General features: G+C 68.4%; 21 protein-coding genes. 12 read left to right on the top strand and 9 right to left on the bottom strand.

The window, feature by feature from the left end; genetic code table 11:
• Positions 1 to 150 precede the first annotated feature (150 nt).
• Complete coding sequence (locus DX03_RS17855; protein ID WP_038690884.1) at positions 151 to 1299, bottom strand: PQQ-dependent sugar dehydrogenase; 1149 nt, start codon at positions 1297 to 1299, stop codon at positions 151 to 153.
• Between the two features lie 177 nt (positions 1300 to 1476).
• On the opposite strand from DX03_RS17855, the gene yiaA reads away from it, so the two are divergent.
• The gene (yiaA, locus tag DX03_RS17850) at positions 1477 to 1914 is read left to right on the top strand and encodes an inner membrane protein YiaA (RefSeq protein WP_038690881.1); all 438 of its coding nucleotides are present in this window, start codon (positions 1477 to 1479) and stop codon (positions 1912 to 1914) included.
• 25 nt (positions 1915 to 1939) lie between these two features.
• Here the strand turns inward: yiaA and DX03_RS17845 are convergent, their stop codons facing one another.
• The 7 genes from DX03_RS17845 to DX03_RS17815 all read right to left on the bottom strand — a co-directional run bounded on the left by DX03_RS17845 (position 1940) and on the right by DX03_RS17815 (position 8552).
• Entirely contained in the window at positions 1940 to 2287 is a 348-nt protein-coding gene (locus DX03_RS17845; RefSeq protein WP_038690880.1) for a hypothetical protein, read from the bottom strand.
• A gap of 107 nt (positions 2288 to 2394) precedes the next feature.
• On the bottom strand, positions 2395 to 3693 hold the full coding sequence (locus DX03_RS17840) for an APC family permease (protein ID WP_038690877.1): 1299 nt from the start codon (positions 3691 to 3693) through the stop codon (positions 2395 to 2397).
• Positions 3690 to 4499 (bottom strand): L,D-transpeptidase family protein, encoded by an 810-nt coding sequence (locus tag DX03_RS17835; RefSeq protein WP_038690875.1) that lies wholly within the window; start codon positions 4497 to 4499, stop codon positions 3690 to 3692. Before DX03_RS17835 ends, DX03_RS17840 begins: the two co-directional genes overlap by 4 nt.
• Before the next feature lie 19 nt (positions 4500 to 4518).
• Positions 4519 to 5367, bottom strand: a complete 849-nt coding sequence (locus tag DX03_RS17830; RefSeq protein ID WP_038690872.1) for a MurR/RpiR family transcriptional regulator — start codon at positions 5365 to 5367, stop codon at positions 4519 to 4521.
• 139 nt (positions 5368 to 5506) lie between these two features.
• The gene (locus DX03_RS17825; RefSeq protein ID WP_038690871.1) at positions 5507 to 6613 is read right to left on the bottom strand and encodes a dipeptide epimerase; all 1107 of its coding nucleotides are present in this window, start codon (positions 6611 to 6613) and stop codon (positions 5507 to 5509) included.
• Positions 6610 to 8061, bottom strand: a complete 1452-nt coding sequence (locus DX03_RS17820) for a C40 family peptidase (protein ID WP_051599012.1) — start codon at positions 8059 to 8061, stop codon at positions 6610 to 6612. Before DX03_RS17820 ends, DX03_RS17825 begins: the two co-directional genes overlap by 4 nt.
• A 44-nt stretch (positions 8062 to 8105) precedes the next feature.
• Positions 8106 to 8552, bottom strand: coding sequence for a hypothetical protein (locus DX03_RS17815; RefSeq protein WP_038690868.1), 447 nt, complete (start codon positions 8550 to 8552; stop codon positions 8106 to 8108).
• 135 nt (positions 8553 to 8687) lie between these two features.
• Between DX03_RS17815 and DX03_RS17810 the strand changes: the two genes are divergently transcribed.
• The 10 genes from DX03_RS17810 (at position 8688) to hglS (ending at position 20024) form a co-directional block, all read left to right on the top strand.
• Positions 8688 to 10190 (top strand): transglutaminase-like domain-containing protein, encoded by a 1503-nt coding sequence (locus tag DX03_RS17810; RefSeq protein WP_038690866.1) that lies wholly within the window; start codon positions 8688 to 8690, stop codon positions 10188 to 10190.
• 43 nt (positions 10191 to 10233) lie between these two features.
• Entirely contained in the window at positions 10234 to 13233 is a 3000-nt protein-coding gene (locus DX03_RS17805; RefSeq protein ID WP_038690864.1) for a TonB-dependent receptor, read from the top strand.
• Positions 13234 to 13237: 4 nt separating this feature from the next.
• On the top strand, positions 13238 to 14794 hold the full coding sequence (locus DX03_RS17800; RefSeq protein ID WP_244880142.1) for a serine hydrolase: 1557 nt from the start codon (positions 13238 to 13240) through the stop codon (positions 14792 to 14794).
• Entirely contained in the window at positions 14748 to 15479 is a 732-nt protein-coding gene (locus tag DX03_RS17795; RefSeq protein WP_081797278.1) for a M15 family metallopeptidase, read from the top strand. Before DX03_RS17800 ends, DX03_RS17795 begins: the two co-directional genes overlap by 47 nt.
• Positions 15480 to 15537: 58 nt before the next feature.
• Positions 15538 to 15915 (top strand): hypothetical protein, encoded by a 378-nt coding sequence (locus DX03_RS17790; RefSeq protein WP_038690862.1) that lies wholly within the window; start codon positions 15538 to 15540, stop codon positions 15913 to 15915.
• A 223-nt stretch (positions 15916 to 16138) separates the two neighbouring features.
• Positions 16139 to 16555: an EF-hand domain-containing protein gene (locus DX03_RS17785; RefSeq protein WP_038690861.1), complete on the top strand. Its 417-nt coding sequence runs from the start codon at positions 16139 to 16141 to the stop codon at positions 16553 to 16555.
• A 112-nt stretch (positions 16556 to 16667) separates the two neighbouring features.
• Positions 16668 to 17081 carry a hypothetical protein gene (locus tag DX03_RS17780; protein ID WP_185753390.1) on the top strand — a complete coding sequence of 138 codons (414 nt, stop codon included), beginning with the start codon at positions 16668 to 16670 and terminating at the stop codon, positions 17079 to 17081.
• A 48-nt stretch (positions 17082 to 17129) separates the two neighbouring features.
• Positions 17130 to 17879 carry an HAD family hydrolase gene (locus tag DX03_RS17775; protein WP_038690857.1) on the top strand — a complete coding sequence of 250 codons (750 nt, stop codon included), beginning with the start codon at positions 17130 to 17132 and terminating at the stop codon, positions 17877 to 17879.
• Between the two features lie 31 nt (positions 17880 to 17910).
• Positions 17911 to 18459 (top strand): hypothetical protein, encoded by a 549-nt coding sequence (locus tag DX03_RS17770; protein ID WP_038690856.1) that lies wholly within the window; start codon positions 17911 to 17913, stop codon positions 18457 to 18459.
• Between the two features lie 197 nt (positions 18460 to 18656).
• Positions 18657 to 20024, top strand: coding sequence for a 2-oxoadipate dioxygenase/decarboxylase HglS (gene hglS / locus DX03_RS17765; RefSeq protein ID WP_038690854.1), 1368 nt, complete (start codon positions 18657 to 18659; stop codon positions 20022 to 20024).
• Between the two features lie 52 nt (positions 20025 to 20076).
• Here the strand turns inward: hglS and scpC are convergent, their stop codons facing one another.
• On the bottom strand, positions 20077 to 21591 hold the full coding sequence (scpC, locus tag DX03_RS17760; protein ID WP_038690851.1) for a succinyl-CoA:acetate CoA-transferase ScpC: 1515 nt from the start codon (positions 21589 to 21591) through the stop codon (positions 20077 to 20079).
• Between the two features lie 581 nt (positions 21592 to 22172).
• On the opposite strand from scpC, the gene glnE reads away from it, so the two are divergent.
• Complete coding sequence (gene glnE / locus DX03_RS17755) at positions 22173 to 24995, top strand: bifunctional [glutamate--ammonia ligase]-adenylyl-L-tyrosine phosphorylase/[glutamate--ammonia-ligase] adenylyltransferase (protein ID WP_038690849.1); 2823 nt, start codon at positions 22173 to 22175, stop codon at positions 24993 to 24995.
• Positions 24996 to 25023: the final 28 nt, after the last annotated feature.

The raw sequence follows: 25023 nt of genomic DNA, 5'->3' as shown, positions 1-25023 counted from the left end.
CCGACCGTTGGTCGGCACGCCATGACCGGGCATTGCCCCGAACCGGTGGGTACCGACCCGCTGCTCGGCACCCAGTGATGGGGCATTGCTCCCACCTGGTAGGTACCGACCGTTGGTCGGTACGCGCAGATCCCGCGGTACGCCCTCAGCTCACCCCTTCGGGGTGAGCTTCAACAACCGCCCGTTCTTCCCGTCTTCCAGCAGCCAGATAGCGCCATCCGGGCCCTGTTCCACTTCGCGGATGCGCTCGCCCATGTCGAAACGCTCGGCTTCGCGCGCGTTGTCGCCATCGAAGGCCACCCGCACCAGTGACTTGGACGACAGCCCGCCGATGAAGCCGCTGCCCTTCCACTGCGGGAACTGCGTACCGGTGTAGATGATGAAACCGGCCGGCGAAATCACCGGCGTCCAGGTCACCTTGGGCGCGGCGAACTCCGGGCGGGTGCTGTGGTCGGGAATGTCGCGGCCGTCGTAGTGGTTGCCGTTGGACACGATCGGGTAGCCGTAGTTGGCGCCCCGCTCGATCAGGTTGAGCTCATCGCCACCGGCCGGGCCCATTTCATGTACCCACAGCTTGCCGCGCGCATCGAAGGCGATGCCCAGCGCGTTGCGGTGACCCAGCGACCAGACCTGCGCGGCCACGCCGCCCTGCGAGGCGAACGGGTTGTCGGCCGGCACGCTGCCGTCGTCATTCAGGCGCACGATCTTGCCAAGGTTGCCGCCCATGTCCTGGGCCGGATCGAACTTCTGGCGTTCGCTGGAGGTGATCCACAACTTGCCGTCCGGGCCGAACGCCAGGCGGTGGCCGTAATGGCCGCCGCCTTCCACCTTGGGGGTCTGGCGCCAGATCACCTTGAAGTCCTGCAGCGCGCCGCTGCCATCGGCGGCCAGCACCAGGCGGGCGCGGCCCACGGCGGCGCCGCGGGTGTCGCCTTCGCCGGCCTCGGCATAGCTCACATACACCAGCTGGTTCTTGGCAAAGCCCGGGTGCGGCAGCACGTCGCCGAAGCCGCCCTGGCCGGCATAGGCCACCTTGGGCACGCCGCTGATGGCGGCGCGTTTGCCGGTTTTCAGGTCTACATGCTGCAGGGTGCCGGCCTTTTCACTGACCAGCAGGCTGCCATCGGGCAGGAAGCTCATCGCCCACGGTTCGTTGAAGGTGCCGGCGTCGGTGGCGGCGAAGGGCCACTCGGCCTTCTTCAGGACCGGGGCGGCCGCCTTGTCAGCCGCCACGCAGGCGGTGGCGAACAGGGGCAGGGTAAGGGTGACGGCGAGCGAGAGCAGCAGCTTGCGGGTCATGGGGTATCTCCGGGTGGGGATGCGATGGCCAGCCATGGTTGTACAGCATGCCCATCAACGCGGCGTGGACCATACGTCATCCCCCGTAGGCGCGCGGGCCGTGATCGGCTACCGTTGGCGCGGGCTGCCCGTGGGGCGGCGCGTGCGGCTTGCCGCCATCAAATGGAGTTGGATCACATGAAACAACAGGTGCACAAGCCGTCCCCGGCCTTCATTGCCGCCTCGTGGGCAGCGCTGCTGCTGGGCGCGGCGGCCTATCTGGTTGGTCTGTTCAACGCCGAGATGGCGCTCAACGAGAAGGGCTATTACCTCACCCTGCTGTTGTTCGGCCTGTTTGCGGCGGTGTCGCTGCAAAAGAGCGTGCGCGACCGCGTGGAGGACATTCCGGTCAGCGGCCTGTACTACGCGCTGTGCTGGTTCGCGCTGTTGGCCTCGCTGCTGTTGCTGTTGGTGGGCCTGTGGAACGCCACGCTGCTGCTCAGTGAAAAGGGCTTCTACGGCATGGCCTTCGCCTTGAGCCTGTTCGGCGCGGTGGCGGTGCAGAAGAACACCCGCGACCTGATGGCCGCGGGTGGCAATGTGCGCGAGATTCCGCCGCTGCCCAGCGGCGACTAAGCGCTGGCGGGTGCCGCGCGCTGCCTCAGGTGCCGCGCGGCACGCCCTTGTCCAGGTGCGACTGGTGCAGGGCGGTGGATTCATCCCAGCCACGGCGCACGGCATTGCGCGCCTGTTCCCACGTCAGCTTGCTCTTGCCGCGCTCCTGCGCCCAGCGCGTTTCCAGTTCGGCTTCCACCTGCTCGTAGGCGCGGATCATCTCGTCGGCGCGCGAGTAGTGCCCCAGCTGGTACGCCGGCTCGTAATCGTCGTAGAACTGGCTGTTGTCGTAGTACGGCTCGCTCGGGAAGCGTTCGCGCCAATAGTCCGATACCGCCTGGCGCGGCACGCCGTCTTCCGGCACCCGGCCGGGAATCTGGTAGTCAGTAGGCATGTGGTGGCTCCGGTTGGGTGAGGGTCCAACTTACCCAGATGCCGGTTAACGCCGTGGGCCGACGAGGTGAATGACACATCAAGCGTCATCCACCGCGTGGCTGCGGTTCAGGCCGGTCGATCCTTGCGCGGCAGTTGGTAGATCACCGCGCCCACCACGAACGCGATGCCGGCTGCCGCGATGTTCTGCCAGCTGGCACTCACGAACAGCGCCACGCACAGCACCAGTGCCAGCACCGGAATCACCGGGCCGCCGGGCAACTTCAACGCACCGGGGCGGTCGCGGAAACGACGCGCCAGCACCAGCACCGCCGCGGCCGTGCCGATATAGGCGAACAGGCGCGTGGTCATCGACAGCAGCGCCAACTGCACGAACGAACCGGAGAGCGCCAGCGCCAGCGCGATCACGCCCTGGGTCACGATGGCCGCCGCCGGCGTGCGGAAGCGCGGGTGCACGTTGGCCAGCACCTTCGGCCCGTAGCCATCGCGGGCCAGGGCGAACAGGAAGCGCGGGCCCATCATCATGGTGTTGCTGTTGGTGCCCAAGATGGAAATGGTGGCGCCCACGGTGAGGATCAGCGCCAGCGCCTCGCCACCGAAGCGGGAGGCCGCGTCGGCCAGCGGCGTGGGCGACGCGGCCAGGTTGGCCAGCGTGCCCTGCGCCACCAGCTGCACCGCGCCGTAGATGACGGTGACGCTGACGATCATGGTGATCAGTGCGAACGGAATATCGCGGCGTGGGTTCTTGTACTCGCCCGCGGCAGCCGGAATGTTCTCGAAGCCGGCATAGGCGTACAGCAGCAGCAACGCGGCCTCGCCCATGCGCTGCAGGTCGTGCGGGTCCGGGCGGACCCCGGAGAAGGCCAGATCCATGTCGACGTAGAACGCGCCGATCGCCACGAACAGCAGCAGCGGCAGCAGCTTGCCGATCACCAGGATCACCCCGGTGCGCGCAGCCGAACGCACCCCGGCCACGTTGACCGCGGTAAGGAAGCCCAGCGACACCACGATGATCAGCACGCGGCCGAGATCATGCCCGGCCCATGGCCAGAACCGCGCCACCGCGTCGGCCAGCGCGTTGCTGAGCGCGGCGGCCGAGCTGATCCGGGTGAGCCAGATCATCCAGCCGATCTCGAACCCGGCAAACCGGCCGAACGCCTCGCGGGCATACAGGTAGCTGCCACCGGGCTCGTCGAAGTAGCTGGCGGCCTGCGCGTAACACAGCACCAGCAGCGCCACCACGATGCCGGCGGCGACCACGCCCCACAGGCTGAAGGGACCGAGCAGGGCGACGGTGGCGGCGGGCAGCAGGTAGATGCCGCTGCCGATCACATCGTTGATCGACAGCCCGACGATCTGCCAGCGGCTGACCGCGCGTTCCAGTTGGGGATCGGCCGGGGCGCTCATGGCGTGTTTTCCAGTGCCGCCGGCAGGTTCCAGTCGTGCTGCATCTGCTGGTACTGCGCGCGCGGCAGCAGCACGAACAGCGGCCGCTTGGCCGGATCCAGCCAGGCCAGCAGGCGCTGCATGTGTTCGGGCTGCATGGCGGTGCAGCCTGCGGTGGCCTCACCGGGGGTGCGCCACAGGTGGGCGAAGATGCAGCTGCCGCGGCGGGCTTCGCCCTTCGGGTTGTGCTCGATCACAAAGCCCTCGCGATAGCGCACATCCCCCTTGTTGTGCAGGTCCAGGCGCATCGGCTCGGTGGAGCCTTCCACCGCATCGCTACCCACCACCTCGGCATCCACGATGCGGTTGTAGTACGGCGAGTCGGGCACGTCCATGCAGTAACTGCTGGCCAGCATCGGCTGGTACGGCAGGGCGGTGGTGATCGTCGGGGCGTAGCCGAAGGCCGGGCCGATGGTGAAGAAGCCGGCCGGGCTGCGGCCATCGCCTTCCTTCTTTACCGGATCGCCGGGCTTCACCGGGTCACCGGGCTGGTGCGGGGCCACGCCTTGCGTCGGCACCACGCCCACGCCCCAGGCGCTGCCGTTGCGGCCCACGGCCACCTCGAATGCGCCGCCCTGTGGCGCCCATCCCTGCGGGGTGCGCGTATAGGCCTGCAGCCGGCCATGGGTGGCATCCCAGCCGTCGGTGACGACCACGATCATCTGGTGGTGGTCCTGCAAGGGTCCCACCGCCGGGGTGAGCGCGGCGGCGGGCAGGGCGCTGGCGACCAGCACGACGGCGAAGACGGATCGGAACAACGGCAGCATCGTGGCGGACTCCAGAAGATCAGGTGTCGATCAGGTGTTCGATCCGTTCCAGGTTCACCCCGAGCTGGCGGTGGCGGTCCGGGTTGGCATGGCACAGCAGCACGAAGACAAAATCCAGCAGGGACTGCAATGAGGCACGGTACAGCAGCTGGGCCAGGTGCGGCGCCGGGTCGTGCGCGCACAGCACCAGGGACGCATCGGCGTGCGCGCGCAGCGGGTTGGCGCTGTGCCGGGTGATCGACACCACCTTGCCGCCCACGTCCTGGAACTGGCGCGACAGTTGGAACAGCTGCGGCAGTTTGCCGAACTCGGAAAACACCAGCATCACGTCGTTGGCGCGCGCCGCGGACAGGTTGGCCATCATCAGGATCGGGTCGGCGTGGTGCACGGTGAGCATGCCCAGCAGCGACAGCCGCATCGCAAACTCGCGCGCATACAGGCCATCGTCGCCCAGACCGTAGACGAACACCTTGGGCGCGGCGTCGATCAGCTGCACGATGGCCTCGACGTCGGCCTGCGGGTTGGCCACCCGGGTCTCTTCCTCGGCGGCGGCCTTGCTCAGGCGCAGGCGCTCGGCGAGGCTGGTGTAGGCGTTGCTGTCTGCCGCGGCAGGCGCCTGGGCCTGGGTGCCGTTGCCGGCGCGGGCCACCGCTTCGCCGATGGAGTACTTCAGATCCGGGTAGCCCTTGAAGCCCAGCTTCTGGCTGAACTTGACCACGCTGGACTGGCTGATCCCCAGCGCGCTGGCCAGCTGCTGGGACGAGTAGTCGCGCAGCAGGTGGGCGTTGTCGAGGATGAAGTCGGCGATGCGGCGTTCGATCGCCGACATGTGGTCACGCTCGGAGCGGATTTTCACCAGAGGGGGCATGGGTGGGGCATCAGGTCCGGAAAGGAGAGAATACGCAAAGCACCGGGTAGAGCCGACCGTTGGTCGGCTACGCACACCGGAATCGCGCGAACAGCAGCCACCCATGGGGTGGCTCTACCCGCAGGTGGTGCAGGCAGCCTCACCACCGCGGCGGCGTGATCATCTCCAACCCCCGCACCTCGGTGATGCCCAGCCCCGGCGCGTCGCTGATGGTGATCTCCGATTCGTTGAAATTCACCCCGCCGCTGACCGGGTTGAACTGCCCCAGCGACGGTCCGTCCAGGTCCACCTTGGTGATCACATCGCTCTTGGCCACCGCCAGGTGCACGGCCGCCGCCACGCTGATGCTCGACTCGATCATGCAGCCGATCATGCACGGCACCCCGTAGATGGCGGCGATGTCGGCGATGCGGATCGCGTTGGACAGCCCGCCGGTCTTCATCAGCTTGATGTTAATGATGTCTGCGGCGCGCTGCTGGATCAGGTCGACCACCTGGCCGGGGTTGAACACGCTCTCATCGGCCATCACCGGCGTGTTGACCCGGTCGGTGACGTACTTCATCCCGCTGATGTCGGCGGCCTTCACCGGCTGTTCCAGCAGCTCCAGCACGACCCCGGCTTCTTCCAGCGTGCGCATCGCGTGCACCGCCTGCTTGGCGGTCCAGCCCTGGTTGGCGTCCAGGCGCAGCAGCGCACGCCCCTGCACGGCGGCGTGGATCGCCTTGACCCGTTCGATGTCCAGCCCGATGTCCTTGCCCACCTTGATCTTCAGCGATTCGAAACCGCGTTCGATCGCCGACAGCGAATCGGCCACCATCTTGTCGATGTAGTCCACGCTGATGGTGATGTCGGTGGTGATCACCGGGTCGCCGCCGCCCAGCATCTGGTACAGCGGCGCCTTGTGCAGCTGCGCCCACAGGTCGTACACCGCGATCTCCACCGCCGCCTTGGCGCTGGTATTGCGCTCCATCGCGCCCTGGATCAGCGCGCACACATGGTTGAGGTTGGCCACGTCCTGGCCGATCAGGCGCGGCTTGATGAAGCTGTTGATGGCCTCGACGATCGAGCCGTGGGTATCACCGGTGATCACCGCGGTGGCCGGCGCTTCACCGTAGCCGGTATGGCCGCTGTCGGTGCGCACCAGCACCACCACGTCTTCCACCGTATCCACGGTGCGCAGCGCGGTCTTGAACGGGGTCTTCAACGGCACGCGCAGCATGCCAAGTTCGATATCGGTGATCTTCATTCAGGAGTCTGGGCTCGAAGGCGCTGGATGTTGGTGATGCGGTCGATGTAGCGCACGGTGTCGCTGGCCATCATCGGCTCCAGCGGGGTCACCGACACACCGTTGAGGTGCGCCTGCACGCGGGTGCCGTCGGCGCCGAACCAGCTGCCGCCGGCGGTGTCGTGGATCACCCAGGTGCGGCCGTCCACATGGCCGATGGCGACCATGACGTGGCCGGGGATATAGACCAGGTCGCCCACCTGCAGCTGGTTCACCGCGGAGGTGCGCCGGGCGTTGCCGTCCTTGCCGGTGAAGGCGATGCGGTCCAGCGCCGGGCTCACCGCCTGCGCGCTGGTGTTGCGCGGCATCAGCACGCCCACGCTGCGGTAGATCTCCGACACGAAGCCGCTGCAGTCGCGGGTGTCGTAGTCGTGGCCCCAGCCGTAGCGCTCGCCGAGGAACTTGAAGGCCTGGGTGAGCAGGGTCCGCGGGGTCAGCGGCAGGTAATCGGCCGCACTGTCCTGTGAGCGCGGCAGCAGCGCCGGTACCAGCGCCAGGCGGCCATCGTCATTGCGCACCGGCAGCTGCAGTACGTAACCGGCGTGCGCCTGCTGGCCGTTCACCGGCGTGCCCGGCGGCCAGTCGGCCAGCACCGGCAGGCGCACGCCCATGTCCAGTTGCAGGCGCGACACGCGCGGTTCTTCCGGCGTGTAGGCGGTGAAGGCGGTCGCGCCGGTGATCACCCGGTACGGCCCGCGCTGGCCGTAGCCGAGTACCGTGGCCGCATCGCCGATGCCGACGAAGCGTTTCTCGATCCACGCCGCATAGCGCTCGCTGGTGACGAACAGCCATTGGCCATCGGCGCTTTCATGCATCACCGCTACCGCGTCGCCGGGGAACAGCGCCGATTCCTGGAAGCGGTCGATGTCGGTGTCGCCCTGGGTGGTGAACACCCGCAACGAAGTGGGGAAGGCGCGCAGTGCGGCGCGATGGGTGACCAGGCCGTACTGCAGCGCGCGTTGTGCGGGAATGGCCGCCAGCGCCAGGTTGTCCAGGCTGGCGGTGCGCTGCGCAGCACCGAGCGGCTTGCCATCCACACCGTACAGGGTTTTCTCCGGCCACTTCGACAGTGCCTGCACCGCGGCCAGTACCTGTGCACGCGGCAGCTGTGCGGGCAGTGCGCGCAGGTCGTGGATGGAGGCGTCTTCGGCGCGCATGCGCGCGTTCTGCGCGTCGATCTGGGCGCGGTCCAGGATCACCGCATCGGCAGTGGGCAGGCGGGCGGCCCAGTACTGCGGCGTGAGGTAGGCCTCATGCAGGCCCACCACATACGGCAGCGGCGCGCCCGGGTCGGGGGTGCCGGGCGCGCTGCCGTCGGCGGCCCATGCCGGCGCGCCGGCCACCGCCAGCAACAGTGCCAGCACGCGTTTGGCGGCGGCGGGCCAGGGGGCAGGGCGGAAACGGGTCATGGCGGCACTGTCCTCGGTGGGCGCGCAGGTGCGGGCGGCGCGGGTCATGCCGCCCACTCCGTGGCCACATCGGCCGCATAGCGCGCCGGTAGCGAAGGCGCCGCGCGGTAGTGGGTGCCCATGCGAACGTAGGCGTGCGCGCGCCAGGGGAACTGCGCGATGGCGGTCGCAATGCTGGCTTCCAGCGCCGCCAGGTCGGCCCAGGTGGTGCCGCAGCTGCCGCAGCCCCATACCGGCGGGTGCAGCGTATCGACCCAGCAGGCATCGCCGGTGCAGGCGCGTTCCGGGCAGGGCAGGGAGGGCGTGGGGTCGGCCGGGCGCGCGGCACCGGGCTGGGTGGGGTCCACCGCAGTGCCGTGGTAGCAGTGCGGGCAGTCCAGCATCACCAGGCGCATGCCCTTGGCGCGGCAGGTATCGAACAGCACGGCCTGCGCCCCGGTCGGCACGAAACCGGCCTGGCAATGGTCGCAGCGCAGCTCTGGATGATTCATGGGGCACGTCCTCCAGCGGCGGCGGGTGTCATGGAATACTTATTCCTTTCGCTGTGGAATGCAAGAATAAATTATTGACCGGCGTCACGGCCCGTGTTACACAGCCCTTACCACCCGCGCTGGGGAAGTGTCGCTGTGGATCGTGCCGTTCGCAAACCGCTTGTGCCTGTTGCCGCCAGCCTGCTGGTGGCGGCGCTGCTGTCGGTGCCTTCGGCCCAGGCCGGGCGCGCCGACACCGGCACGGCAGACGACGCGGCCGAGCGCGCGCGTGTCGCCGATCTCATCGATGCCGGGTACTTCGCCCGCGCCGAGCAGCGCATCGCCGCGCACGGCAGCACGCCGCCAGCGGCGTACGACGAACACACGCTGGCCTTCCAGCGCGAGCGCATGCGGCGGATCCGGCTGGATTTCAGCCTGGACACCGCCGCGGCCAAAGACGCTGTGCGGCGTTCGATTCCGGACCTGCGCGACGACGAGTTCGAGCGCTGGGACCGGCAGGGGCTGCTGGAGCATTTGGACATCGACGGCACCCGCTTCTACTTCAAGCGCGCGCCGTCCAATCTGTTCCGGCTGAGCGATGAAGCACGTGCGCGCCGCCGTGCCGACGCGCCACTGCCCAGCGACGGTCCGTTCGAACACCTCACCCCGTACCACGCCAACGTGGTGGAGGCGGCCACGGCATCGGGGCAATCGTCGGTGCTGCCGCAGCGGGTGGAGGTGACCCAGTCGCTCACGGTGAAGGCCGATGCGGTGCCCGCCGGCACCACGCTGCGCGCGTGGATTCCGTATCCGCGGGCCATCGTCGGCCAGCAGGAACAGATCCAGTGGCGCGGCAGCACGCCCGGCCAGGCGCGCATTGCCCCGGCCAGTGCGCTGCAACGCACGGCCTACCTGGAAGGCACCGCCGTGGCCGGGCAGCCCACCCGTTTCGAAATCCGCTACGCGCTCACCGTGCAGGCCCGGCACACCCGCATCGACCCGACCGTGGTGCGGCCCACGCCCACCGACGCGGCGCTGGCCCCGTACCTGGCCGAACAGCCACCGCACGTGCGCTTCACCCCGGCCCTGCGGCTGTTCTCCGACCAGGTGCTGCAGGGCGAAACCCGCCCCTACGAGGTGGCCCGCCGGCTGTTCGATGCGGTCGACCGCATTCCGTGGGCCGGCGCGCGCGAGTATTCCACCCTGACCAACATCAGCGACTACGCGCTGCACGCCGGCCACGCCGACTGCGGCCAGCAGACCCTGCTGCTGATCACCCTGCTGCGCATGAATGGCATCCCCGCGCGCTGGCAGTCGGGCATGGTCTACGCCGACGACGCGGTGGGCTACACCAATCTGCACGACTGGGGCGCGCTGTACCTGGCCCCGTATGGCTGGGTGCCGATGGATGTCACCACCGGCCGCCTGGACAGCCCGCAGCCGGCGCTGCGCGACTTCTACTTCGGCGGGCTCGATGCCTACCGCATCGCCTTCAACGACGCCGTCAGCCAGCCGCTGGTCCCGGCCAAGCGCTTCCCGCGCTCGGACACCGTGGATTCGCAGCGCGGCGAGGTCGAGTGGGACGGCGGCAACCTGTACTTCGATCAATGGAACTACGACTTCCAGTCGCACATCGTGCCACTGGCGGTGAAGCGGTAAACGGCACCATCCACGATTCCATATCTGCAGGAGAGAGCAGGGAATGAACACGAACAGGTTGAAGCGGGCGGCGCTGTGCGTCGCGTTGGGGGCGTGCCTGGGCACGTTGGCGCCGGTGGCGATGGCGCAGGACGGCGCGGTGGTGGGCAAGCTGCTCACCGACCCGGGCCAACGCCTGGACAACGCTACGGTGACGGTGCGCAACCCGTCCACCGGCTTTGTGCGCTCGGTACGCGCCGAGGCCAATGGCAGTTACCGCATTCCGCTGTTACCGGTGGGCACGTACGAGCTGGAGGTAGCCGTTGCCGGTGGCGCGCCTACCCGCGTGGGCCAGATCAACGTGGGCCTGGGCAGCGCCACCACGGTCAACGTACCGGTGAGTGGAGTGAGCACGCTGGGGGCGGTGGAAGTGCGCGCGCCGCAGGTCGTGTCGATGGTGGATGTGAAGTCCACCGAGTCGGCCACCAACATCACCCGCGAAGAACTGTCGCGGCTGCCGGTGGACCGTGATATCACCGCCGTCGCGCTGCTTGCGCCCGGCGCGGTCAAGGGCAAGGGTTCGCTGGGCGGGCAGGGCATTTCCTTCGGCGGCTCGTCGGTCGCCGAGAACACCGTCTACATCAACGGCCTGAACGTCACCGACTTCTACAACCGGGTGGGCTTCTCCTCGGTGCCGTTCGGCTTCTACCAGGAATTCCAGGTCAAGACCGGCGGCTACTCGGTGGAGTTCGGGCGCAGCACCGGTGGTGTGATCAACGCGGTGACCCGTTCGGGCAGCAACGACTTCCAGGCCGGTGCGCAGCTGGTGTTCGAACCGCGCGCCTGGCAGTCGCAGGCACGCGACCGCTACACCGCCGATGGCAGCCGCTATATCACCGCCAGCCGCGACGACTACAGCCGCAGCGCACTCAACGTGTTCGCTTCCGGCGCGCTGGTGCAGGACAAGCTGTTCTTCTTCGGCATGTACGAAGCGCGCGACTACACGCCCCATTCCACCAACGACGCCGGCACCGTGTTCAACGCCGGCAAGGCCGACGACCCCTTCTGGGGCGGCAAGCTGGACTGGCAGATCACCGACAACCAGATGCTGTCGCTGTTCGGCTTCTCCGACAAAAGCGACACCATCACCGACGTGTACCGCTACGACTACGCCAGTGGTCGTGCGGTGGGTGACAGCACCAACCAGATCTACAACACCGTGGGCGGCAAGAACTGGTCGGGCACCTACAGCTGGCAGGTCAACAACGACCTGACCATGAAGCTGATGTACGGCGAGAACAAGCGCAACCGCTCGCAAAGCAGCCTCATGGACCAGAATTGCAACCGCGTGTTCGACAACCGCACCGCCAGCCAGGGCGTGCCCACCGCGCTGCAGGGCGACCGCAGCTGCACCAGCAGTTCGCAGCTGGAATCGGCACTGGATACCCGCAAGGCCGCGCGTGCGGATTTTGAATGGTCCATCGGTGACCACCTGCTGCGCTTCGGCCTGGACCGCGAAGAGAACACCTCCGACTACGAACGCGCCTACCCCGGCCCGGGCGGGTTGCGCTACGACGTGTACTACCGCACCCCGGGCAGCTCGCTCAACGGCGGCGTCGTGCCAGCCAGTGGGCTGGTGGCGCGCACCCGCCGCTATGAAGTGGCCGGTTCGTTCGAGACCATCAACTCGGCGTACTACCTGGAAGACAACTGGCAGGTCACCCCGAACTTCCTGCTGAACATCGGCGCGCGCGTGGAAGGCTTCGACAACAAGGGCGGCGACGGCAACAGCTACATCAAGATCGACAACATGATCGCCCCGCGCCTGGGCTTCTCCTGGGACATGCGCGGCGACGGCACTACCAAGCTGTTCGGCAACCTGGGCCGCTACTTCCTGCCCGTGGCCAACGTGATCAACATCAAGCAGGCCGGCGGCTTCCTGGACGAGCGCACCTGGTATGAATTCCTGGGCTACTCCGGCGCGGCCAACAACGTGCCCGGGCTTGGCGGACAGATCGGTCCGGTGGACAACTCGCAGGGCGACGGCAGCGTGCCGGACCTGCGCGCCGAGGTGAACCGCGAGATGGACCCGGTGTACCAGGATGAAGCGATCCTGGGCTTCCAGCACATGCTGAGCGAATCGTGGTCGCTGGCCGCCAGCGTCACCTACCGCCGCCTGCACAACGCCATCGACGACATGAACATCACCGCCACCGGCCAGTGCGGTGCCATTGACGGTGTGTGGATCATGGGCAACCCCGGCCGCACCAACACCGTGTGGGGCGACAGCAACTGCGACGGCAGCAACGATGCCTGGATCGACATCGACACCTCGCGCGAAGGCTGGGCGCTGTACGACGATGACGGCAACTACGTGGGCCAGCGCGGCTGGGTCAAGCCCAAGCGCGACTACAAGGCGTTGGAACTGCAGGTGGACCGCGCCTGGGACGGCACCTGGGGCTTCAATGCGTCCTATACGCTGGCTTATGGGCGCGGCAACGCCGAAGGCCCGGTCAACTCCGACACCGACTTCGCTGATTCCGGGCGTACCGAAAACTTCGACAACCCGTGGGTGAACTACCGCGGCTACGGCTACCTGGCCAACGACCGCCGCCACCAGTTCAAGTTCCGCGGCAGCTACGCGCTGACCGAGAACCTCACCGTGGCCGCCACCCTGGGCATCCAGTCGGGCAGCCCGATCACCCGCTTCGGCGCCGGCAACCCGTTCGACGACACCGACTTCCACAGCTATTACGTGTGCGTGTCCAACTGCCAGGCCACCGTGCCGTCCGAACGGGTGTTCGTGCATTCCCCGCGCGGCGGCGATGGGCGCACGCCATGGACCTACGACCTGGACATGAGCATTGCCTACAAGGTGCCGGTGCCGCAGGACATCAACCTGAAGCTGGCCGTGTACAACGTGCTCAACCAGCAGCGCATCGTGTCGGTGGACCAGGACTACGAACCGCAGGACAGCATCGGTACGCTGAACCCGATGTACGGCTACGGCACCGGGTTCCAGTCGCCGCGCTATGCGCAGCTCACGGTGACCTGGAACTACTGATGGGATGACCGCGATGACGCTGCACCGGTGGCGTGCCCTGGTGGTGGCGCTGGCTGTTTCAGCCAGCGCCACTGCGGCGCCCGCACCGCCCTTCCAGCCGATGTTCGACCAGGCCCGGCAGCACTACGCGCTGCCGGGCCTGGCCATGGCCGTGGTGGAAGACGGGCAGGTGGTCTACCAGCACACCGCCGGCGAGCGCCGCATCGGCACGGGTGAGGCCATCGATGAGAACACGTTGTTCAAGATCGCCTCCAACAGCAAGGCGATGACCGCCGCGCTGCTGGCACGGCTGGTCGACCGCGGTGCGTTGCGCTGGGACGACCCGGTGATTCGAATCCTGCCGCAGTTCCGCATGCACGATCCCTGGGTCACCGAGCACATGCAGGTGCGCGACCTGCTCATCCACAACAGCGGCCTGGGGCTGGGCGCCGGTGACCTGATGCTGTGGCCCGAACCCAATGCCTTCACCCGGCAGGACATCATCGCCGGGCTGGCGCATCTGAAACCGGTCACCAGCTTCCGCAGTGGCTACGCCTACGACAACCTGATGTACGTGGTGGCCGGGGAGGTCGCCGCGCGCGCGGGCGGCAAGCCGTACGACCAGTTGCTGCGCGAAGAGGTATTCGTGCCGTTGGGCATGCAGCGCTGCCAGGTGGGGGCGTGGTCGGTGGCGGCGGTGGGCAACGTGGCCCAGCCGCACGCACGCCGCGATGGCCGCACCGTGGTCACCCAGCCCGATGCCGACACCAGCCCGGACCTGGCGTCCATGGCCGCCGGCGGCATCCGCTGCAGTCTCAAGGACATGACCCGCTGGATGCAGGTGCTGCTGGACCCGTCGCAGGTGCCGGGCTGGCTCAGCGATGCCCAGCGCCGCGCGCTGTGGACGGCGCACATGCCGATGCCGATCGGTGCGCGCCAGCGCCAGTGGGACAACGCGCACTTCGCTGCGTATGGCTACGGCTGGCGCCTGTCGGACCTGGACGGCCAGTGGAAGGTGGCCCATACCGGCACGCTGTCGGGCATGTATTCCTCGCTGGCGCTGCTGCCGGACCGGCGCGTGGGCGTGGTGCTGTTGATCAACGGCGATGCCGAAGACGCCCGAACCGCCTTGATGCAGGCCGCGCTGCGGCACTACACCGCACCCGATGACACCCGGGGCGTGCTGGACTACGCACGCCTGCTACGCGACGAACAGCAGCAACGCCGGGACAGCGGCCACGTGCGCCCGGCCACGCGTGCGCGCACGCCGGCCAGTCTGCAGGCCACGGCCGCCTGGCAGGGCCGCTACCGGGACCCGTGGCTGGGGCCGGCGCGTGTGTGCCCGCACAATGGCCGGCTGCGTTTTCAGGTGGAGAAGTCGCCGCAGCTGCAGGGCACGGTGATGCAGCTGGGCGCGCGCTGGCTGGTGCAGTGGGATACGCTCGGGGCCGATGCCGAGCCCTGGCTGCAGCCGCAGCCGGGCACGCCGCCCACGCTTGCACTGCGCGCCATCGACCCGGATATCGACTTCAGCTATGACTACCAGGACCTGCAGTTCACCCGCATCGGCGATTGCCCGTAGCGCCTTGCTGATGCTGGCCGTCATCGGCGGTGCGCAGGCGCAGCCGGTACAGGTGTCGCCCGCCCGCACGGTCGAGCAGGCCGGGCTGGTCGACCTTGCCCGCCTGGTGCCCGGCATCGCACTGGACATCCGCTACGCCGGCAGCAACAACTTCACCGCCCACCCCGTGCCCGGCTACGACGCGCCCAAGTGCCTGCTGCTGGCCCCGGCGGCCACCGCGTTGGCCGCGGTGGAAGCCGATCTGCGGGCCGATGGTTACCGGCTGCGCGTGTTCGACTGCTACCGCCCGGCGCAGTCGGTCACTGCATTCGTGGCCTGGGCCCACGACCCGGCCGAACAGTCGCGCAAGGCGCTGCAGTACCCCGACCTGGACAAGCCAGCACTGCTGGGCGGCTACATCGCCGAGACCTCCGGCCACAGCCGCGCCGCCACCGTCGACCTGACCCTGCTTGATTGCCGCACAGGCCCCTGCAGCGCGCTGGACATGGGCACCGACTTCGACTTCTTCGGCCCGCGTGCGCATACCGATGCGGCGGACATCAGCGCCCCCCAGCGCGGCAACCGCCAGCGGCTGGTGCAGGCGATGGCCCGGCACGGCTTTGCCAACTATCCGTTGGAGTGGTGGCACTACACCCTCAGTCCCGAGCCGGACCCGCACACCGCCTACGACGTGCCGGTGCGCTGAACGCCGGGGGCGGGGGCCGCGCCGCTACACTGTGGCCTGACCTGCCGCCCGGACCACGATGAACCTGCCGCTGCACTTTGGATTGCTCGGAACCCTGGAAGCAGGGCTGATCGCGCTGCTGGTCGGCCTGCTGGTGTATGCGCTGTGGCACCGCCTGTGCCGCGCGCTGGGCTGGACCGCCGGGCACGCCATCGGCTGGGCCTGCGTGATGGCGGTGGTGGTATCGGCCGGCATCGATGCGTGGAAGCTGTTCTACATGGGCATGATGCGGTTGGAGTCGCCGCTGTACGCGCGATTGTTCCTGGCCGGCATCCACGATCCCAACGAACTGGGCTCACGGGTGGTACTGGAAGTGGCCGGCGCCCTCGGCGGCGTTGCACTGGGCTGGATGATATTCAGTTCGCGCTCAGGCGAAAAAAGCGCCAGCGAAGGCTGACTTTCCGTTTGCATCCGGTTAAATCCGCGCCGGTTGAATGCTCTGCTTACTACCTGCTCACCTGCACATAACCTGTGCGGTAAACGACGCACGTGGGCACGTGGTTAAGACCGCGTGCGCAGACCGGTTGCGACGCAAAGTCGATTCACAAACGGGGTGGCAGTGTGGGGCCGTGCGGAAAAACACCGAACCGTGCAACACCCCAATAGCAGGAGACCACCCAATGACTATTCGCAACCGCAAGCCCCTGATCGCCCTGATCGTCGCCGCAGGCAGTGTGCTGGCCATTCCGGCGATGGCCCAGTCCGCGCAGCAGAGCGCCGCGCAGGCACAGAACCAGGCCGCGCAGGCCCAGCAGGCAGCGGCGCAGGCCGGCCAGGCGGCAGATTCGGCCGCCGGTGCCGCCGCGCAGGCGTCGCAGCAGGCCAGTGGTGGTGGCCAGACGTGGGCCAGTGTGGATACCGACGGCAACGGCACCATCAGCAAGACCGAAGCACAGGTCAATGCGGGTCTGGCCCAGGTGTTCGACCAGGCCGACAGCAGCAAGGACGGCGAGCTTTCGCCGGACGAGTACAAGGCGTACGTGGCGGCCCAGCAGGGCAAGGCCGCCAGTGGCAGCGGCGCACAGCCGGGCAACTGATCCACGTGCAGCATGCAGTGCACTGAGCGCAAGGGCTGAACACCGCTGGACACCGGTGAACGGCAGTGAGGGGTTGGGCGGCTTCGGCCGCCCTTCTTTTATGATGGACAGCATGGATCATCCCGGCCGCCGGCCTCCCTTCGACGTCTACCTGCCCGTTCCGGGCGAACCGCCGCCGCAGCGGGTGTCGCACCTGGCACCCGGCGAAGTGGTGGTGGTGACCGGTGCCTCCCCGGGCGGCTGCGCCGAATCGATCGCCTTCGACGACCACGGCCCGCGCTGGGCCAACGCGGCCCTGCAACAGGTGCTGGGCGAGCTCAACACCCGCGGCCTGCCGTTCCAGTACCAGCCGCATGACCCCGAAGGCCCGGCCGCGCTCATGGCGTGGTGGCAGGAGACCGGGCAGCTGGCCAGCAGCTACCGCCAATTCAGCTGGCAGGGCCCGGGCCAGTGGCTGCTCACCCGCATCGAGCTGCCGCAGCTTGGCGTGCTGGGCTGGGACGGCCCGCGGCCGTTCGGCCAGTGAGCCGATGATGTCATTGGGCTGGCGCGGCGCTGTTGCTATCCTTGCCCGATGATGACCTCCTCGCCCGCGCCCACCGGCGCCATCGGCCTGGTCGGTTTTGACGGTGACGACACGCTGTGGAAGAGCGAAGACTATTACCGCAAGGCCGAGCAGGATTACCTCGACATCCTGTCGCGCTACATCGACGTGCACGACACCCAGACCGCACGCCACCTGCTGGAAGTGCAGCAGCGCAATCTCGGCGTGTTCGGCTACGGGGTGAAGGGCATGACCCTGTCGATGGTCGAAGCGGCCATCGAGATCACCCAGCAGATGATCACCGCACGCGACCTGCAGCAGATCCTGGACATCGGCCATGACACCCTGCGCCACCCGGTCGAGCTGATCGATGGCGTGCGTGAGTCGGTGACCGAGATCGCGCGGGACTACCCGGTGGTGCTGATCACCAAGGGCGACCTGTTCCACCAGGAGGCCAAGATCAAGCTGGCCAACCTGCGCGACCTGTTCCCGCGCATCGAGATCGTGTCCGAGAAAGACCCGGAAACCTACGCGCGCGTGCTGGAAGAATTCGACCTGCCGATCCACCGCTTCTGCATGGTCGGCAACTCGCTGCGCTCGGACATCGAGCCGGTGATCACCCTGGGCGGCTGGGGCATCCACACCCCGTACGCGGTGACCTGGGCGCATGAAACCCAGCACGGCGTGGCCGACGACGAGCCGCGCATGGTCGACGCCCCGACCGCCTTCGACTGGCCGCAGGCCCTGCGCGCCATCGAAGCCAAGGCAACGCAGGCCTGACCGGCATGCAGCGCTGCGGCGGTGTCGTCCCATGACCCTGCGCACGGTGCTGGTGCTGCTGGTGCTGATGCTGCCGTGGGCGGCATCGGCGCAGCAGACCGCGGAGAAGTCCGAAGCCTATGTCGTCGATACCGGCGATGCCTGGGTGGACGCCCAGCTACAGGACATCAACCACTACGCCGAACGCTACCCGGACAGTTTCCTGGACGAGGTGGCGCGTTATGCCGGCGTATCGCGCGGCTACATCGCCGCGCTGATGTACACCCACGGCTGGCAGGCCGGTGACATCTACTTCGCCTGTTTCTGGGCACATGCCATCGAGCGCGGGTGCCGCGACAGCGTGCAGGCCTGGAGCCGTGCGGTGCCGGAAGAGGGCCAGCCCAAGCGCTGGGAGGACGTGGTGGCCGCGCTGCCGGTCACGCCGACCAACCTGCACTGGCGCGCGCTGCGCCACGCCATCGTGGCCAGCCACGACCATTGGGACCGCCCGATCAAGCTTGACGCCACCCTGCAGCGCCAGCTCGGCGACCGCGCCCAGCGCCAGCGTGCGGCGAGCAATCCCACGCCGCCCACGCGCTAGATTTCTGCGCACGCCCGCACGGGGTAGAGCCACCCCATGGGTGGCTGCACGGAATGCCATGGTCGCGAAGGGCAGCCACCCATGGGGTGGCTCTACCCGGTGACCCCTTTGTTGCTGTGCAGATCGCGGTAACCCCCGCGCTCGGCGACAATGCGCGATTGCTGCACCTTCCCCCGTGATCCGTTGCCGAGTACGTAATGAGCGCCGACCGTTTCGTTTCACCCGACGATATCCGCAGCCTGTTCGCCCAGGCCATGTCCACCATGTACCGCACCGAGGTGCCGTTGTACGGCACGCTGGTGGACCTGGTGGCCGAGATCAACGATGCCGTGCTCACCGCCAACCCGGCACTGGCCGAGCAGCTGGACCGCACCGACGAACGCACCCGCCTGGACCAGGAGCGCCACGGCGCCATCCGCGTGGGCACCGCCGAGGAACTGGCCACGCTGGGCCGCCTGTTCGCGGTGATGGGCATGCACCCGGTGGGTTATTACGACCTGTCGGTGGCCGGCGTGCCGGTGCACTCCACTGCGTTCCGCCCGCGCACCGCCAAGGCGCTGGCGCACAACCCGTTCCGGGTGTTCACCTCGCTGCTGCGGCTGGAGTTGATCGAAGACGCCGCGTTGCGTGACGAATCGGCGCGCATCCTGGCCCGGCGCCGCATCTTCACCGACACCGCGCTGGCCCTGATCGACCAGGCCGAGCGCGACGGTGGTCTCCGCCAGGAAGACGCCCGCCGCTTCGTCATCGAATCGCTGGAGACGTTCCGCTGGCACGGCGATGCCACCGTGTCGCTGGCCACCTACCACGCGCTGCACGACGCGCACCGCCTGATTGCCGACGTGGTCAGCTTCCGTGGCCCGCACATCAACCACCTCACCCCGCGCACGCTGGACATCGACGCCGCCCAGGCCGCCATGCTCGCGCGCGGCATCGACGCCAAGGCCGTGGTTGAAGGTCCGCCGCCGCGCCGCTGCCCGATCCTGCTGCGCCAGACCAGCTTCAAGGCGCTGCAGGAAACGGTGCACTTCCCGTCTGGTGAGGCGGCCGACGCCGGCACCCACACCGCGCGGTTCGGCGAGATCGAACAGCGTGGCCTGGCACTGACGCCCAAGGGCCGCGCGCTGTACGACCAGCTGCTCGCCCAGGCACGCGACAGTGGCGGTGCCGGCAGCACCGGGCAGGACTACCCGACCCGCCTGGCCGCCGCGTTCACCGCGTTCCCGGACGACCACGCCACCCTGCGCCGCGAGGGCCTGGGCTACTACCGCTACGCCCTCACCGACGCCGGCCGCGCCGATTCGGCCGCCATCGGCGACCTGCCGGCCGAGGCCCTGATCGCCGCCGGTCTGGCCAGCGCCGACCCGATCGTCTACGAGGATTTCCTGCCGGTCAGTGCCGCGGGCATCTTCCAGTCGAACCTGGGCGGTGAAGAGCAACGCGCGTATGCCGCGCACGCCAACCGTGAGGCCTTCGAGCAGGCGCTGGGCATGCAGGTCGAAGACGAATTTGCGATCTACGAACGCCTGCAGGCCGAATCGCTGGCGACGCTGCGCAACGCGTAATAGCCGGGTTCCGTGCGCCACGACCAACGGTCGTGGCCCTACCGCCGGTGGATCACGCCTTCATCGTGCCCGTATCCAACCACCGCTGGTGCCACGACAACGCTTCGGGCAACAGATGCGGGGTGTGCTTGCCGTAACTGTCGCGGCTGGCGCGGTCGAAGTAATCGTTCAACTGATCGCGGAAATCAGGATGCGCGCAGTTGTCGATCACCACCCGCGCGCGCTTGCGCGGGGTCAGCCCGCGCAGGTCGGCCAGGCCCTGTTCGGTCACGATCACCGACACGTCGTGCTCGGTGTGGTCCACGTGGCTCACCATCGGCACGATTGCCGAGATGCTGCCGTTCTTGGCCGTGGACGGGCTCAGGAACGCCGACAGGAACCCGTTGCGCGCGAAGTCGCCCGAGCCGCCAATGCCGTTCATGATCCGCGTGCCCATCACATGGGTGGAATTGACGTTGCCGTACAGGTCCGCTTCGATCATCCCGTTCATGCCGATGCAGCCCAGGCGGCGCACCAGTTCGGGATGGTTCGAGATTTCCTGCGTGCGCATGATGATGCGCTCGCGGTAGAAATCGATGTTCGCCTTGAAGGTCTCATTGGCCTGCGGGCTCAGCGCGAACCCGGTGCACGAGGCATAGCTCAGCACCCCGTCGCGCAGCAGGTCCAGCATGCCGTCCTGGATCACCTCGGTGAACGCGGCCAGGTCGCGGAAGCCGCTCTTGGCCAGCCCGGCCAGCACCGCGTTGGGAATGTTGCCCACGCCGCTCTGCAGCGGCAGCAGGTTGGCCGGCAGCCGGCCCTTGGCCACTTCGTGCTTCAGGAAGTCGATCAGGTGCGCGGCGATCTGCTCGCTGGTGGTGTCGATCGGGCTGAACGGGCTGTTGCGGTCCGGGCCGTTGGTGCGCACCACCGCCACGATCTTGTCCGGGTCGCAGCGCAGCGAGGTCTCGCCGATGCGGTCGTTGGCGTGCACCAGCGGAATCGGCTTGCGGTGCGGCGGCAGCGCCGTGCCGTAGTAGATGTCATGCATGCCGTCCACGCCGGCCGGCTGCCATTCGTTGACCTCGATGATCACCTTCTTGGCCAGGTCCAGCCAGGTCTTGTTGTTGCCCACCGACGTGGACGGCACGAGCGAGCCGTCCTCGCGGATTGCCGACACTTCCACCACGGCCGTGTCGATGTCGCCATAGAACCCGAACCACACATGCTGGGCCACGTGGCTGAGGTGGATGTCGATGTAATCCAGCTTGCCCTCGTTGATGCGGTTGCGCGCATCCGGGTCGCTCTGGAACGGCATGCGCATGGCGATGCCGTCGGCCTTGGCCAGTGCGCCGTCCAGCTCCGGGGCGGTGGACGCGCCGGTCATCAGACTGATCTGGAAGGGCAGCCCCTGGGCATGCACCGCCTCGATGCGCTGGGCCAGCGCCACCGGCACCGCCTTGGGATAACCTGAACCGGTAAAGCCGCTCATGGCGACGGTTTCACCCGGTTGGATCAGGGCGGCGGCAGCTTCAGCGGATACAACGCGGTCACGCAGACGCGCGTTGGCAATGCGATCGACAGACATGACGACAACGTTTCTGGGGGGATCTGCATTATCGGCGATCCACGCCGCAGGGGGTGTGCGACCAAGGTGGGATGGCGCTTCGGGCTATCGGCACTCCCTGTTCAGTTTTGCAATGACTTCTGTACCCGCAAGTATTGTTTTGCAGTGCAGCGTGCAACTTTTCCGAGGACCCTAGAAGATCGACCTGCATCCCGACGTGGGGGAGGGAGCAGAGCCCGCTGGCAGTTCGCTGCAAGCGGGCTTTTTATTGCCTGAAATTCGGCAACCGCCCCGTAGAGCCGGGCTCTGCCCGGCTGCTCTGCGCTCCAACGTAGCGTCATGAACGCCCGATCCAAGCCGGGCAGAGCCCGGCTCTACGCAGCATCTCGCGCTGGCGGGGCGGACGCTCCACGGCCGCAGACAAGTCAGGGGGCCCACAAACCCACCCGGTAGGGTCGGATCCCCATCGACCGCCGACCCAGCCCATCACCGCGGCGAACGCATGACCTCGGCCGAAGAACGCCGGACGCAGGTATCGCCACCGTCCCGTTTCGCGCACCCGGCAATACGTAGGCGCCCCCAGCGCCCTGCATAATCCCTGCATGCCGATTCCCGCCGACGCTGTCCCCGCCGCCCTCGTTCCCCTCGTCGACCGCGCCCTGGCGCGCCTGGCCCTGTCGCTGGCCGACAGCGGCAGCTGGCCACCGCCGGCCGAGGTTCTGGACCAGGTACGCCTGCTGGCCATCACCAGCGATTTCGCCATCGACACCCTGTGCCGCCAACCGGCGCTGCTGGCCCACCTCATCCAGCCCGGCTGCCCGCCGCTGGCGCGCCCCGAGCTCGACCCCCAGCACCCCAGCGACTGGCCGCAGCGCCTGCGCCGCTACCGCACTGCCGCCTCCACCCGGCTGATCTGGCGCGACCTGGCCGGGCTCGACGACGTGCCCGCCACCCTGGCCGGCGCCACCGCCCTGGCCGAAGACTGCCTGGGCATCGGCCTGGCCGCGCTCGAGCAGGAATTTGCCACCCGCCACGGCGTGGTCCGCGCCGCCGACGGCAGCGCCCAGCAGCTGGTGGTGTTCGGGCTGGGCAAGCTGGGCGGCGGCGAACTCAATTTCAGCTCCGACGTCGACTTGGTCTACGCCTACCCGCAAGGCGGTGAATCCGACGGCGCGCGCCCGCTGGCCGCCGAGGAATACTTCGCCCGACTCGGCCAGCGCCTGGCGCGGCTGCTGGACGAAACCACCGTGGACGGCTTCAGCCACCGCGTCGACCTGCGCCTGCGCCCGTTCGGCAGTGCCGGCCGGGTAGCGCTGTCGTTCGCCGGCATGGACCAGTACTTCCAGCGCGAAGGCCGCGACTGGGAACGCTACGCCTGGCTCAAGGCGCGCGCGGTGGCCGGCGACATCGCCGCCGGTGAAGCGTGGCTGCAGACCCTGCGCCCGTTCGTGTACCGCCGCTACCTCGATTTCACCGCGCTCGATGGCCTGCGCGAGATGAAGGCGGCGATCACCGCCGAAGTCTCGCGCCGGGAAATGTTCGACGACATCAAACGCGGCCCCGGTGGCATCCGCGAAATTGAATTCCTGTGCCAGGCCCTGCAGCTGATCCGCGGCGGCCGCGAAGCCAGCCTGCGCGAACGCCGCCTGCTGCATGCGCTGCCCGCGCTGGTGGCCTGTGGGCAGATGGCCGCGCAGGACGGTGAAGACCTGCTGCACGCGTACGGCTTCCTGCGTCGGCTGGAAAACCGCCTGCAGATGCTGCGCGATGCCCAGACCCACGCGCTGCCTACCGACCCCACCGACCGCCTGCGCATCGCCACCGGCCTGGGCTACCCCGACTGGGACGCGCTGATCGCCGCGCTCGACGCGCAACGCACCCGGGTCAGCACCGAATTCGGCGCGCTGCTGGCCCCGCGCAAGGGCCAGGCCGCGCCCGATGCGCTGTCCAACTACTGGCGCGGCCTGCCCGACAACGGCAGCGCCGAGATCCTCGCCGATGCCGGCTTCCACGACCCGCACAGCGCCGACCAGTCGCTGCGCGATTTCGCCCAGTCGCTGGGCGTGAAGTCGCTGTCCGACAGCGCCCGCGCGCGCCTGGACCGCGTGCTGCCGGCGCTGCTGCACGCCGCCACCCGTTCGCCCCAGCCCGACGCCGCGCTCAAGCGCGTGCTCGGCCTGCTGCAGGCCATCCTGCGTCGCACCAGCTACCTGGCGCTGCTGGACGAACAGCCCAGCGCGCTGGCGCGGCTGGTGGACGTACTGGCCCGCAGCGCGTTGCTGGCCGAACGGCTGGCCGCCTACCCGCTGCTGCTGGATGAGCTGTTGGACGTGCGCGTGTCCGGGCCGATGCCCGACGCCGACGCGATGCAGGCCGAGTGCGATGCCGCGCTGGCCGTGGACGACCCCGAAGCCGCGCTGCGCCTGCTCAACGAAACCCGCCTTGCCCTGAGTTTCCGCATGGCGCTGGCCACCCTCGACGGTCGCCAGCGCGCCGTGGACAGCACCCGCCAGCTGGCCGAGCTGGCCCAGGCGGTGGTGGTGACCGTGCATGCCATGGCCGCTGCCGACATGCACGCCGCCCACGGCGGTATTCCCGGTGGGCGGTTTGCGATCATCGGCTACGGCAGCCTGGGGGGGCTGGAACTGGGCTTTGGTTCGGACCTGGACCTGGTGTTCCTGCACGACCACCCGGCTGACCAGGACAGCAGCGACGGCAAGCGGCCGCTCGATCCGGGCCGCTGGTATGCACGGCTGGCACAGAAGGTGATGGCTCTGCTGGGCGCGGTCACCGCCGCGGGTCGGCTCTACGACATCGACGTGCGCCTGCGCCCGGACGGCGGCAAGGGCGCGCTGGTGTCCTCGCTGGCCAGCTACACCGAGTACCAGCGCGAGCGCGCGTGGACCTGGGAACACCAGGCCTTGGTACGCGCACGCGGCATCGCCGGCGACGCCACCCTGCTGGCCGATTTCGAACGCGTGCGCGCGCAGACACTCGCCCGCCCCCGCGATGCCGACGTGCTCTACGCCGACGTCATAAAAATGCGCGCACGCATGCGCACCGAACTGGACCGCAGCGACGCCGCGCGGCTGGACCTGAAGCAGGGCGCCGGTGGCATTGTCGACCTCGAATTCCTGCTGCAGACCGGCGTCCTCGACAGCGCCGGCGCGCACCCGCAGGTACTGGAACCGCGCGACACCCCGCGCCTGATCGACGCCCTGGCCAGCATCGCCTGGCTACCCGGCGGCACCCGCCAGGGCCTGCATGACGCGCACGCCGCGTTGCTGGACGTCGGCCTGGCCTGCACCCTCGACCGCCGCCCGCGCCTGGCCGCGCCCACACCCGCACTCGAAGAAGCCCGCGCGGTCATCAGCGCCGCCTGCGACGCAGCCGGCCTCCCGTTCCAGACCCCGCACCCCGCGTAGCGCCGGGCGCTGCCCGGCCGGCATCAGG

Origin of the sequence: Stenotrophomonas rhizophila, from assembly GCF_000661955.1 — a bacterium.
Taxonomy (GTDB): Bacteria; Pseudomonadota; Gammaproteobacteria; order Xanthomonadales; family Xanthomonadaceae; genus Stenotrophomonas; species Stenotrophomonas rhizophila.
Note: the sequence above shows the minus strand (reverse complement) of the source record. Positions and strands in the feature narration are given on the sequence as shown.

Coding starts and splice junctions, on each gene's coding strand:
- DX03_RS17855 (WP_038690884.1), bottom strand. CDS start 1,299: ATGACCCGCAAGCTGCTGCTCTCGCTCGCCGTCACCCTTACCCTGCCC.
- yiaA (WP_038690881.1), top strand. CDS start 1,477: ATGAAACAACAGGTGCACAAGCCGTCCCCGGCCTTCATTGCCGCCTCG.
- DX03_RS17845 (WP_038690880.1), bottom strand. CDS start 2,287: ATGCCTACTGACTACCAGATTCCCGGCCGGGTGCCGGAAGACGGCGTG.
- DX03_RS17840 (WP_038690877.1), bottom strand. CDS start 3,693: ATGAGCGCCCCGGCCGATCCCCAACTGGAACGCGCGGTCAGCCGCTGG.
- DX03_RS17835 (WP_038690875.1), bottom strand. CDS start 4,499: ATGCTGCCGTTGTTCCGATCCGTCTTCGCCGTCGTGCTGGTCGCCAGC.
- DX03_RS17830 (WP_038690872.1), bottom strand. CDS start 5,367: ATGCCCCCTCTGGTGAAAATCCGCTCCGAGCGTGACCACATGTCGGCG.
- DX03_RS17825 (WP_038690871.1), bottom strand. CDS start 6,613: ATGAAGATCACCGATATCGAACTTGGCATGCTGCGCGTGCCGTTGAAG.
- DX03_RS17820 (WP_051599012.1), bottom strand. CDS start 8,061: ATGACCCGTTTCCGCCCTGCCCCCTGGCCCGCCGCCGCCAAACGCGTG.
- DX03_RS17815 (WP_038690868.1), bottom strand. CDS start 8,552: ATGAATCATCCAGAGCTGCGCTGCGACCATTGCCAGGCCGGTTTCGTG.
- DX03_RS17805 (WP_038690864.1), top strand. CDS start 10,234: ATGAACACGAACAGGTTGAAGCGGGCGGCGCTGTGCGTCGCGTTGGGG.
- DX03_RS17800 (WP_244880142.1), top strand. CDS start 13,238: ATGACCGCGATGACGCTGCACCGGTGGCGTGCCCTGGTGGTGGCGCTG.
- DX03_RS17795 (WP_081797278.1), top strand. CDS start 14,748: ATGACTACCAGGACCTGCAGTTCACCCGCATCGGCGATTGCCCGTAGC.
- DX03_RS17790 (WP_038690862.1), top strand. CDS start 15,538: ATGAACCTGCCGCTGCACTTTGGATTGCTCGGAACCCTGGAAGCAGGG.
- DX03_RS17785 (WP_038690861.1), top strand. CDS start 16,139: ATGACTATTCGCAACCGCAAGCCCCTGATCGCCCTGATCGTCGCCGCA.
- DX03_RS17780 (WP_185753390.1), top strand. CDS start 16,668: ATGGATCATCCCGGCCGCCGGCCTCCCTTCGACGTCTACCTGCCCGTT.
- DX03_RS17775 (WP_038690857.1), top strand. CDS start 17,130: ATGATGACCTCCTCGCCCGCGCCCACCGGCGCCATCGGCCTGGTCGGT.
- DX03_RS17770 (WP_038690856.1), top strand. CDS start 17,911: ATGACCCTGCGCACGGTGCTGGTGCTGCTGGTGCTGATGCTGCCGTGG.
- hglS (WP_038690854.1), top strand. CDS start 18,657: ATGAGCGCCGACCGTTTCGTTTCACCCGACGATATCCGCAGCCTGTTC.
- scpC (WP_038690851.1), bottom strand. CDS start 21,591: ATGTCTGTCGATCGCATTGCCAACGCGCGTCTGCGTGACCGCGTTGTA.
- glnE (WP_038690849.1), top strand. CDS start 22,173: ATGCCGATTCCCGCCGACGCTGTCCCCGCCGCCCTCGTTCCCCTCGTC.